This window comes from Listeria marthii, assembly GCF_014227425.1.
Taxonomy (GTDB): domain Bacteria; phylum Bacillota; class Bacilli; order Lactobacillales; family Listeriaceae; genus Listeria; species Listeria marthii.
The window spans coordinates 24,363-36,626 of sequence record NZ_JAASWB010000002.1 but is presented as its reverse complement, the minus strand read 5'-3'; the positions used below and the strand labels follow the sequence as shown (position 1 = coordinate 36,626).

The 12,264-nt window shown below is 40.2% G+C and carries 7 protein-coding genes and 1 other annotated feature; all 7 genes read left to right on the top strand.

All coding sequences use genetic code 11. The features are described 5' to 3' along the window. The first annotated feature begins 92 nt into the window (after nt 1-92). The 7 genes from HCJ55_RS02840 (at nt 93) to HCJ55_RS02810 (ending at nt 12,261) form a co-directional block, all read left to right on the top strand. A complete protein-coding gene (locus tag HCJ55_RS02840; RefSeq protein ID WP_003721618.1) occupies nt 93-416 on the top strand; it encodes a winged helix-turn-helix transcriptional regulator in 324 nt (107 codons plus the stop codon). A 92-nt stretch (nt 417-508) separates the two neighbouring features. Then, nucleotides 509-738: a binding site (T-box leader), on the top strand. Nucleotides 739-783: 45 nt separating this feature from the next. Beyond that, entirely contained in the window at nt 784-1,836 is a 1,053-nt protein-coding gene (gene pheS, locus HCJ55_RS02835) for a phenylalanine--tRNA ligase subunit alpha (protein ID WP_185516964.1), read from the top strand. After that, nucleotides 1,836-4,244 (top strand): phenylalanine--tRNA ligase subunit beta, encoded by a 2,409-nt coding sequence (pheT, locus tag HCJ55_RS02830; protein ID WP_185516963.1) that lies wholly within the window; start codon nt 1,836-1,838, stop codon nt 4,242-4,244. The genes pheS and pheT overlap by 1 nt, the downstream gene beginning before the upstream one ends. Before the next feature lie 126 nt (nt 4,245-4,370). Continuing rightward, nucleotides 4,371-5,072, top strand: a complete 702-nt coding sequence (locus HCJ55_RS02825; protein ID WP_008947580.1) for an ABC transporter ATP-binding protein — start codon at nt 4,371-4,373, stop codon at nt 5,070-5,072. Nucleotides 5,073-5,085: 13 nt separating this feature from the next. Continuing rightward, on the top strand, nt 5,086-8,496 hold the full coding sequence (locus HCJ55_RS02820; RefSeq protein WP_185516961.1) for an FtsX-like permease family protein: 3,411 nt from the start codon (nt 5,086-5,088) through the stop codon (nt 8,494-8,496). A gap of 96 nt (nt 8,497-8,592) precedes the next feature. Then, complete coding sequence (locus tag HCJ55_RS02815) at nt 8,593-9,045, top strand: MarR family winged helix-turn-helix transcriptional regulator (RefSeq protein WP_008947582.1); 453 nt, start codon at nt 8,593-8,595, stop codon at nt 9,043-9,045. Between the two features lie 15 nt (nt 9,046-9,060). Then, on the top strand, nt 9,061-12,261 hold the full coding sequence (locus HCJ55_RS02810; protein ID WP_185516959.1) for an MMPL family transporter: 3,201 nt from the start codon (nt 9,061-9,063) through the stop codon (nt 12,259-12,261). The last annotated feature ends 3 nt before the right edge of the window (nt 12,262-12,264 follow it).

Below are 12,264 nucleotides of genomic sequence, written 5' to 3'. Positions count from 1 at the left end.
TTGATATATCGCTTACTTAATATAAGCAACATAACATTTATTAGTTACTTTCTGATGATAGATATGGTACAATAACGTTAGAGGTGAGAATTATGACTGATGCACATACAGTATGTCCGAAGTTTGAATCGGCGTTCCAATTACTAGGTAAACGCTGGACTGGACTTATCATCAATGTCTTACTGACTGGTCCAAAAAGGTTTAAACAAGTTGCCGCTGAGATCCCACAAATGAGTGATCGGGTGCTTGCAGAACGTTTGAAGGAACTTGAGGAAATGGATATTTGCTTGAGACAAGTTTATCCAGAAACTCCTGTACGCATTGAATATGAACTAACCGAAAAAGGCAAAGCACTCCAAGAAGTAATGCTCGAAGTCCAGTGTTGGGCGGATAAATGGGTGGAAGTACCTAATTAAAAAGAAATAATCTCTCCTGTTAAATTTGGGGAGATTATTTTTTAGCTTGAATCTTTCGTAGAACCATACTATAATAGAAACTATCTAAATAAGTAAAGACAATGAAAGAGCCAAGTAGCAACCTGAGTCTGTGTAGGGAGAAGTGGTCAAAGACTGAAAGCCACTTTACAAACGAATTTGTGAACATTTCACCTCTGGAGTCGCCGCCGGGAAGCACAATTAGTGTGAAGGTGGTCCGGTTACTAAGCCGTTATCGAATTTTGAGTGGGAACAAATTTTTTGTTCTTATTAGGGTGGTACCGCGAGAAGTCTCGTCCCTTTGTGGATAGAGCTTTTTTATTTTGTCTAAAAAGAAGGAGTGAACGGTATGTTAGAACAGTTACAGACGCTGAAAAGTGAAGCAGAAACACAAATCAACGAAGCAGCAGACTTAAAAACTTTAAACGACTTACGGGTAAAATACCTTGGTAAAAAAGGCCCGATGACCGAAATCATGAAACAAATGGGGAAACTTTCTGCAGAAGAAAGACCAAAAATGGGTTCGCTTGCTAATGAAGTACGTACAGCTTTAACAGAAGCTATTTCCAGCAAGCAACAAATTCTCGAAACAGCCGCAATCAATGAAAAACTAAAAGCAGAAACTATTGACGTTACGTTACCAGGAACTGCGCCGAGCATCGGAACCAAACATTTGCTAACACAAGTTATTGAAGAAATGGAAGATATGTTCATTGGTATGGGCTATGAAATCGCAGAAGGTCCAGAAGTAGAACTAGATTACTACAACTTCGAGGCGCTAAATTTACCAAAAGATCATCCAGCGCGCGATATGCAAGATAGCTTCTATATTACAGAAAATACTTTACTACGTACCCAAACTTCTCCAGTACAAGCAAGAACAATGGAGAAACATGACTTCTCTAAAGGGCCAATCAAAGTTATTTGCCCAGGGAAAGTGTACCGCCGCGATAATGATGACGCGACTCACTCGCACCAATTCACACAAATCGAAGGGCTTGTAGTTGGCGAAAATATCACTTTTGCTGATTTAAAAGGAACGCTAACAGTCCTTGCAAAAACAATGTTTGGTGAAGAACGTGAAATTCGTCTTCGTCCATCATTCTTCCCGTTCACAGAACCATCCGTTGAAATGGATATCTCTTGTTTCAAATGTGGCGGTAAAGGTTGCCGCGTTTGTAAAGGAACTGGTTGGATTGAAATTTTAGGAAGCGGAATGGTACATCCAAACGTCCTTGAAATGTCTGGGATTGATTCCACGCGTTACAGCGGCTTTGCTTTCGGCTTAGGACCTGAACGTGTTGCAATGTTGAAATATGCGGTGGATGATATTCGCCACCTTTACACAAATGATTTACGCTTTACGAAGCAATTCCAAAGTACAGAAACGGGGGAAATCTAATGTTAGTTTCATATAATTGGGTCAAAGAATTTTTCCAAGACTTCCCGTTAACGGCGGAAGAGCTAGGAGAAGCGATTACAAGAACAGGTATTGAAATCGAAGGCGTAGAAGAATTAAGCGCTAGTTTGAAAAATGTTGTGGTTGGCGAAGTATTATCATGCGAACGCCACCCCGATGCAGAAAAATTAAATAAATGTCTCGTTCAAACAGATGAAGCAGAACCAGTTCAAATTATCTGCGGAGCTCCAAATGTTGCCGCTGGTCAAAAAGTCATCGTTGCCAAAGTTGGTGCAAGACTTCCAGGCGGACTTAAAATTAAACGTGCTAAATTACGCGGCGAAGTATCAGAAGGCATGATTTGTTCACTTGCAGAACTTGGCTTTGAAAGTAAAGTCGTGCCAAAAGCATACGCAGATGGCATTTACGTATTACCAGAACATGTTGAAGTGGGTGTAAGTGCAATCACGTTACTTGGCTTAGATGATGCTATCCTTGATATGGCAATCACTCCAAACCGTGCCGACGCATTAAGCATGAACGGCGTAGCTCACGAGGTTGGCGCGATTATCCATCAAAAACCAGCCCAACCAACTCAGCCCGACGTATCCGAAAAAGGGAAAGCTGATGCATTTATTTCTGTAGAAGTAGAAAATCCAGCTGACACACCTTACTATGCGATTAAAATGATCGAAAACATCGAAATCAAAGAATCCCCACTATGGCTACAAACAAAACTAATGAAAGCGGGTATCCGTCCACATAATAACGTTGTAGATGTAACCAACTACATCAACTTATTATACGGCCAACCTTTGCACTCATTTGACTATGATAAAATCGGCAGCAAAAAAATTGTCGTACGTTCTGCAAAAGAGCAAGAAGAAATTACGACACTTGATGGCGAGAAAAGAGCATTACAAGCGGGCCATACAGTTATTACGAACGGAACAGAACCAATTGCTATTGCTGGTGTTATGGGCGGCGAATTTTCCGAAGTAACCGAGAGCACAACAACTGTAGCGCTAGAAGGAGCAATCTTCAGTAGTTCCTCTATCGGTAAAGCATCACGCGAATTATACCTACGTACCGAAGCAAGTATTCGTTACGATAAAGGCTCTGATGCATGGAAAGTAGAAAAAGCACTTGCGCACGGCGGAGCACTTATCGCTGAACTTAGTGGTGGAACGCTTGTTGGCGGTGTAGTAGAAGTAGATAACCGTGAAAAAGCAGTAAATAAAATCGAAACAAGCTTAACACGCATTAACCGTATTTTAGGAACAGCAATTACACTTGCAGAAATCGAAACTATTTTTGCTCGTTTAGGATTTGTGTTAGAAGTAAAAGACGACACATTAATTATCGAAGTACCTACAAGACGTTGGGATATTACGATTGAAGCGGATATTTTAGAAGAAGTAGCACGTATTTACGGTTACGATGAAATTCCAGTAACTCTTCCAGCAACAAGCACAACAGGTGGCTTATCAGACAGCCAAAAAGCCCGTCGTGTGATGCGCGCTTATTTAGAAGGAGCTGGACTTAACCAAGCGTTAACGTATTCCTTAACTTCCAAAAAAGATGCGACTCGTTTAGCATTATCTGATGAAAAAACAGTGGCGCTATCAATGCCGATGAGCGAAGAACATAGCCATTTAAGAACAAGTATCGTCCCACAATTAATTCGTAGCGCAAGTTATAATATCGCTCGTAAAAATATGGACGTAGCACTTTACGAAATGGGAACCGTGTTTTACGCAACAGAAGGCGACAATTTACCAATCGAACAAGAGCATTTAGCTGGCCTAATCACTGGGAACTGGCATGTTGCAGATTGGCAAAAAACACCAAAACCAGTAGACTTCTTCGTTTTAAAAGGAATTGTCGAAGGTTTAGTGAACAAATTAGGAATTAAAGCTGAACTGCACTGGCAGCAAACAGAAAAAGAAGAATTACACCCAGGAAGAACAGCAAGCATCGTTTTAGAAGGACAAGAAATCGGTTATCTTGGCGCGCTTCATCCAGCAGTAGAAGCAAACTATGATTTAAAAGAAACCTATGTATTTGAAATCAATGTAGCGGCTTTACTTGATGCAACAAAAGAAAAAGTTGTTTATCATCCAATTCCACGCTACCCAGAAATGACGCGCGACTTAGCTTTACTTGTCGACAAAGATACTGACCACGCTGCGATTTCTCAAGTAATCAAAGAGCACGGCGGAAACTTACTAGTCAACATCGAGCTATTTGATATTTTCGAAGGAGAAAGCCTTGGCGAAAATAAAAAATCACTCGCATATACATTAACATTCCTAGACGCCGAAAGAACATTAGTCGAAGAAGACGTCCAAAAGGCAACAAACAAAGTAGTGGAAGCATTACAAACAAAACTAAATGCAGTTATCCGCTAAATGGAAAAACTAACTGGAGCCGTTCCAGTTAGTTTTTTTATGCTACTTTCCTCTTTTAGTACTTCACCAACTTAAATAACACATGGTATACTAATGTCATATGACAGAGAAAAAAGGACGAGAAAAATGACCTACGTAGAAATGAAAGATGTCTCTAAATTTTATCAAATGGGAGAAAATGTTGTTACAGCTAATGACAAAATCAATTTTGGGATAAATAAAGGTGAATTTGTTGTTATCGTTGGACCTTCTGGAGCTGGTAAATCCACCGTATTAAACATATTAGGCGGGATGGATAGTTCGAGTGAAGGGAAAATCATGGTAGACGGGCAAGATATTGCTCAATATAATGCAAAACAATTAACGAAATATCGTCGCACAGATGTCGGCTTTGTTTTCCAATTTTACAATTTAGTCCCTAATTTAACCGCGAAAGAAAATGTCGAGTTAGCTGCACAAATCGCTCCTAACGCACTAGACGCGGAAACCGTTTTAACACAAGTTGGATTAAGTCATCGATTAGATAATTTTCCAGCCCAGTTATCAGGAGGGGAACAACAACGCGTTGCCATCGCCCGCGCATTAGCGAAAGCACCGAAGTTACTCTTATGCGATGAACCAACAGGAGCACTTGATTATGATACAGGGAAATCAGTCTTAAAGTTATTACAAGAAACCTGTGAAAAAACCGGAACGACCGTAATCGTCATTACACATAATACAGCAATCACACCAATTGCTGATCGGGTAATTGAAATTAACAATGCAAAAGTGCGCAGTATCAAAGAAAATCCACAGCCAATGTCCATTGATAATTTAGAATGGTAGAAAGGAGCAACCAGTGAAACGTTCAGCATTATGGAAAGATATCTACCGTGAAATATGGCGTTCGAAAAGCCGATTTATTTCGATTTTCATGCTTATTATGCTTGGGGTTGCTTTTTTCTCTGGACTAAAAGCAACTGGCCCAGATATGCTTTTAACCGCCAATAATTATTTCAATAAGTATGATCTAGCCAATTTCAACGTACAATCAACCTATGGAATCGATCAAACCGACAAACAGGCGCTTGAAAAAGTTGACGGCGTGAAGCGCGTGGAACTCGGGTATACAGCAGACGCCTTGATGCAAGACAAAAATATCGTTACTAAATTATATTCTATGAAGGCGGATAATCAGCTCAATAAATATAAAGTAGTGACAGGTCGTTTGCCCGAAAAGTCTGGAGAAATTGCCCTGGATAACAATAAACTTATCCACGAAAATGTCCAACTAGGCGATAGAGTAACTTTTGTTAAAAATGATGGAAATAAGCTGACGGGCACGTTAAAAGAATCCACCTTTAAAGTAGTTGGTTTCGTCCAGTCACCAGCCTATATCCAAAAATCAGAACGCGGCGCAAGCACAGTCGGCAAAGGTAAAACCGAAGCATTCGGGGTCATCCCAGAACAAGACTTTGCGTTACCAGAATATACTATCGCCAATTTAACGTTCACCAATTTAGCATCTGAGAAAGCTTTTAGTGACGCGTATATATCTAATGAAGAAAAAGATAAAGGCAGCATCGAAACAGCCTTGAAAAATCAACCAGAAAAACGTTTAGAAAAAATAAAAGCAACTGAACAACAGAAATTAAACGATGCAACGAAAGAAATTAATCAAGGAAAAGCAGAACTAAAAACGAACGAAGCCAAACTAGCTGACGCGAAAGCACAGTTAGATGCCGGCTTTTCCGAGTATCAAGCTGCGAAAAAAAGCTATGATGCCAAAATTAGCCAAGGCGAGGCAGAAATCCGCAACGGAGAAGCCGAACTAGCTAGCGCGAAAAAACAATTAGACGCCGCCCAACCACAAATTACTCAGGGCGAAGCAGCGATTAAACAAGCAGAAAAAGAATTGAAACAAGGACAAGCAGCATGGACTGACGCGAATAACTTTTTGAATAGAACCAATAGCTATTTGAAAAATACGAGAAGTGTCATAGAAAGATCTCAAGAACATCGTTTACCAGCTGATGAGATGGATAGGGATATCTTGCTTTACCCATTCGATTCCATTGCAAAAGGTTTGAAACTTACTGAGAAAGAACGAAATGGTTTTGATACGGTACTGAGTCTATTTATATATGATTATGAAGCTGGATACGGTCATCTCAATAATGAATGGCGCGCTGAAATGGAATTTATGCTTAGTTGTATGCCTACTTTTGAAAATAAATACCAAGAAGCGCGAGTAGCTTTAGATGGAGAAAAGCAAAAGTTAGAACAAGCTCAACAAGCATTAGCCGCGAAAAAACAAGCATTTCAAGGACCAAAAGCGACTTACGAAGCAGGCTTAGCAAAATACCAAGCCGGAACAAAAAAACTCGCTACAGCAAAAGCGCAACTCGCTGCCGGTAAAGAAACAGGCGGAGTGGAACTACAAAATGCACTTGCCAAATTAAACGCTGGAAAAGCAGCATACGAAAAAAATCTAGCGTTATTCACAACTGAAAAACAAAAAGCAGAACCAAAACTAGCCAGTGCCGAAAAAGAGGTTAAAATCGGTCAAGAAAAATTAGATACGCTAGAACTTCCGAAATATTATGTGTTAGATCGCAATGATAACCCGGGATATAGCGAATATAAAGAAAATGCCGACAGACTAACTTCTTTATCGACCGCATTCCCAATCTTCTTTTTCCTAATTGCTGCGCTCGTTTGTTTAACGACGATGACGCGTATGGTAGAAGAACAAAGAACGCAGATTGGAACGTTAAAAGCATTTGGTTATTCTAATGGAAGCATTATTTTAAAATACCTCGTTTATGGCTCAATCGCGAGTGTAATTGGGAGCGTACTTGGAATACTAATTGGCTTCCAGTTCTTCCCGAATATCATTTTTAACGCCTATAAATCGATGTATGAAATGCCGCCAGTTGATATTGGCTTCTATTGGAGCTACAGTTTGCTATCTTTATTTGTCGCTTTATTCTGTACGACATTTACAGCTTATGTAGCTTGTCGCGCAGAACTTCGGGCCAATGCAGCCACATTAATGCGCCCTAAAGCACCAAAAATCGGAAAACGCATTTTCTTAGAACGGATACAATTTATTTGGAAACGAATGAATTTTACAAGTAAAGTAACCGCTAGAAACCTATTCCGCTACAAACAACGGATGCTAATGACTGTTCTTGGCGTAGCAGGATGTACCGCGTTAATCCTTACTGGCTTTGGCCTCCGGAATTCCATTAGTGATATCGCTAAAATGCAATATGGCCAAATAATGAAATACGATGCCGCTGTTTACCAAGATATGAGCGCGCCACCGACAGCCAAAGAAACATTTGATGAACTTATGGATGATTCCAATATTAAAAGTAAACTGGCTATGTCACAAACAAATATCGATACCGTAAAAGCGGGACAGTCCGCGCAAGCAACGTCGATTATTGTTCCTAAAAATTTAAACGAACTGCCTAATTATATCGTTTTACGCGACCGTGCCAGCCATACAACAGAAAAATTAACAGACGATGGCGCAATTATCACCGAAAAACTGGCTAAACTTTTTGACGTAAAACCAGGCGACACCATTACAGTCAAAAACGCCGATAACGATAAGTTCCAAATAAAAGTGAGTGCCATTACAGAAAATTACGCACTACACTATATTTACATGACACCAACGTATTATCAGCAAATTTTCAAAGAAAAACCAGTCTATAATTTAGATTTATTAATGTTAAAAGATACTTCTGAAAAAGTGGAAAGCGATTTTGCTGAAAAATTAACAGATAGTAAATCCGTTCTCAATGTTACTTTTTCCAATAACGTTAGTTCGATGCTAACAGACACGCTTGATAGCTTGAATATCGTTATCGTCGTACTCATCACATCGGCCGCACTGCTCGCATTTGTCGTTCTATACAACCTAACCAATATCAACGTATCTGAACGGATTCGCGAACTTTCTACCATCAAAGTGCTCGGCTTTTATCCAAAAGAAGTGACGATGTACGTTTACCGCGAAAATATTATTTTAACATTAATGGGGATTGTGGCTGGATTCGTGCTCGGTTTCTTCTTGCACCGCTTTATTATTACCACTGCAGAAGTCGATCAAATGATGTTTAGCCCAGCGATTAGTTGGACAAGCTATCTATTTTCCGGTATTCTCACACTTGTTTTTGCAACCGTGGTGATGGTCGTGATGCACATTAAACTCAAACGAATTGACATGATTGAAGCATTAAAATCAGTAGAATAATGATGAAAAGAACTTGCTTTAACGGCAAGTTCTTTTTGTTTGACTTCAAAATAAATAAAGCTTAAACTGAAAAATAGTTAAGGGGGTGAACTTTATTTGGAAAGACAAAAAGTCAAACAACTGATAAAGAGTTACCAACAAACCTACATATTCGCTATGTCACATATACATCAAGCTATTTCCGAAATATCCACCAACACAGTCGACTTGTCGATTGAACAATTTTTTGTGTTGCGTGAAATTGCTGCTTACGATGGAATTAGCGCCACCGAACTAGCAGCCACTTTGTCCGTCAATAAAAGTGCAATCACGCCAAAACTAAAAAAACTTGTAGACAAAGGATATATTCAGCGAAAACGAAATCAACAAGATAAACGTGCCGTGGTTTTAACTATCTCAGAAAAAGGGAATAACGTTTACGAAGAGTGCGAAAAACAATTAGAGTTACTCGTGAACGAATGGCTCGAAATTCTAGGGGAAAAAGACAGCGAACACTTCTTTGAACTATTTCAGAAAATTACCAAATCAGTTGTCGAACCTAAAAAATAAAAGGAGAGATTTGGCATGAAATGGATTATGAAACTCCGCTGGGCCATTTTAGCATTTTGGCTTGCAGCAGCAGTCGTACTAATGTTTATTGCACCACCCATGGCAGATCTTGTACGCGAAAAAGGCGAATTAAAGCTGCCCGATGGCTACCCGTCATCACTAGCAACAGAAATGCAAAAGAAACATAATCCAGACGACAAAGGTTCTGCTTACATCGCTGTTTACACTTCTGAGAATAAGTTAACTGGAACAGAATTAAACGATATCGAAAAATCGCTAGACTCTATCGAGAAAGATAAAAAAGATCTCCATGTAACCAATGTGGTATCAAGCTTCAACCAACCAGAATTAAAAGATAAATTTTTATCAAAAGATGGTAAAACGCTAGTAGCAAGTTTAACTGTAGATGATACAGACGCCTCTGTTAAAAGCATTCGTAACGCCTTAGATAAAAAAATGGATGTGAAGGGCATTGACACATACTTAACTGGAAACAAACTAATTCAAGAAGATGTTGTCCAAGGTTCCGAAGACGGTTTACATAAAACAGAGGGCATCACTGTAGTCTTTATTTTAGTTGTATTATTCCTTGTATTCCGCTCTGCCGTTGCACCATTTATTCCACTTTTAACTGTAGGAATTAGTTATCTCGTAGCACAAAGCACGGTGGCATTCTTAATTGACCTCTTTAATTTCCCCGTCTCCACCTACACGCAGATATTTATGGTCTGTATCATGTTCGGGATTGGGACCGACTATTGTATTCTCTTAATGAGTCGATTTAAAGAAGAAATGGGAGCTGGACTAGATCCACGCGAAGCAGTCCATGCCACTTACCGGACAGCTGGAAAAACAGTCATTTATAGTGGTGTAGCTGTTCTTGTTGCTTTTACGTCACTTTATTTCGTTCAATTCGATTTATATCGTTCCGCAGTAGCAGTTGGCGTCGGCATTGTCGTGTTACTTGCCGCACTTTACACGCTTGTGCCATTCTTTATGAGCACACTCGGAACACATTTATTCTGGCCATTAAATAAAAATATTAGCCATAAAGAAAATAAAATTTGGGGTGCTGCTGGTAAATTCACTTTTGCAAGACCGTGGATTGCGCTACTAATCGTCGCAGCTATTACGCTACCACCAATTTTACTCCACACAGGGACTGAATCATTCAACTCACTGGATGAAATTAGCGACAAATATCCTTCGAAAAAAGGTTTTGAAATCGTCTCTGATAGTTTCGGAGCAGGTCAAGTCGCGCCAACGCAAATCTTTATCGAAAATGATGATAATATGCGAACAACGGATTATATCGCACAAATCGAAAAAATTTCCGATGATTTATCTCATTTAAAAGGTATCGATATGGTCATGAGCGCCTCACGTCCAGCAGGGAAACGTGTCGATGATATTTACATCAAAAACCAAGCCGGGCAAGTTAGCGACGGTGTTGGCCAAGCAACAGATGGTGTCGGACAAGTGAAAAAAGGTTTAGATTCTGCTAGTTCTGAACTGGAAAAATCTGGGCCCGCCCTAAATAAAGCCGTTGCTGGCGTTGGAGATTTACAAAAAGGTACTGTTGCAACCGAAGAAGGTATCAACCAACTGCAATCCGCACTCGCACAAATCCAAACAGGTATTGAAAGCGGCGCAACTGGCGCAGGAGATTTAAAACAAGGCGTAGCACAAGCGAAATCTCAACTAGCTACCCTCCAAAATGGCGAAGCACAAATCCAAGCAGGTTACGCTGAAATTCAAAAAAACTTGCAAAATGTAGCCGATCAATTAAAAGGCTTTGAAAACTCGAACTCACAAGCAATTGATACTTCCAAACTAGAAGCACAATTTAAACAAATCGGCGCGTCATTCCAAGCTTTTGCAGCCGCACATCCAGAAGTACGAAATGATCCTAAATTCCAAAAGCTAGCCGCAGACATCCAAGGCTTAGAAACAGCTGGGAATGACTTGCAAACAGCTGCCGGAAAACAAATGGCAGCACTTCAAGCAAAAATGAAAGAACTTAATCAAGGTATTCAACAACTTGCAACTGCGATGAACCAATTAAATCAGCAGTCCAAACAAATTTCCGACGGTCTTAGCGCATTTGGTACAGGGCTTGGTCAAATCGAATCAGGATTAGCGCAATTAGAAAATGGGCTAAACCAAGCTGCAGACGGTCAAGGTCAAGTCATTTCCAAAATGCCTGAAATTTCCAATGCACTTAGTCAAATCGCAGCTGGCCAAGGTGCTTTAAAAGAAGGCTTTGCTGGCATTAGCGGTCAAATGGGGCAACTTACAGATGGTTTAACTTCCGGTGCAGATGGCCTCGGCAAAGTTCAAAGCGGCCTCAACACCGCCAACGGACTCATTGATGATTGGTCAAAAGTGCCATACGCAAGTTCCGGAATTTACGTTCCAGACGCTTTACTGAAAAACGCTGATTTCCAAAAAGTATTAGATCAATACATCTCTTCTGATGGCAAACTAGCAACGATTAATGTTGTCCTAACTAAAAATCCATACTCGAATGCAGCTATGGATTCCATTGACGACATTAACGATCAACTTGCAGCAAGTATGAAAGGCACTAAACTCGAAAATGCCAAAATTGGTATTGGCGGAATGACAAGTGTTAACTATGATACAAGAGATATGTCAACAGCCGATTATCATTTAGTGCTTGTCATTGTCCTAGCGAGTGTATTCGTCACACTTGTCATCGTCTTACGTTCGCTTGTAATGCCGATTTACCTCATTGCATCACTTGTCTTAACTTACTTTACTGCACTTGGTTTTGCAGAAATTATCTTCATGCGAATCCTCGGATACAGTGGTCTAACATGGGCAACCCCATTCTTTGGATTCGTTGTACTCGTCGCACTCGGGATCGATTATTCAATCTTCCTTATGTCCCGCTTTAATGAATATAACGGACTTTCCGTACGCGACAGAATGATAAAAGCGATGAAAAATATGGGTGGCGTTATCTTCTCGGCAGTTATCATCCTTGGAGGAACATTCGCTGCAATGATGCCAGCTGGCGTGCTATCCTTACTAGAAATCGCCACAGTGGTTCTGATTGGTTTAGTACTCTATGCCGTCGTTATCCTACCACTATTCGTTCCGGTTATGGTTAAATTATTCGGACGAGGCAACTGGTGGCCATTTATCACAAGAAAAGGCGATCATCAAGAAAACGTACCACCGAAAAAATAGCCG

Coding starts and splice junctions, on each gene's coding strand:
- HCJ55_RS02840 (WP_003721618.1), top strand. CDS start 93: ATGACTGATGCACATACAGTATGTCCGAAGTTTGAATCGGCGTTCCAA.
- HCJ55_RS02825 (WP_008947580.1), top strand. CDS start 4,371: ATGACCTACGTAGAAATGAAAGATGTCTCTAAATTTTATCAAATGGGA.
- HCJ55_RS02810 (WP_185516959.1), top strand. CDS start 9,061: ATGAAATGGATTATGAAACTCCGCTGGGCCATTTTAGCATTTTGGCTT.
- pheS (WP_185516964.1), top strand. CDS start 784: ATGTTAGAACAGTTACAGACGCTGAAAAGTGAAGCAGAAACACAAATC.
- pheT (WP_185516963.1), top strand. CDS start 1,836: ATGTTAGTTTCATATAATTGGGTCAAAGAATTTTTCCAAGACTTCCCG.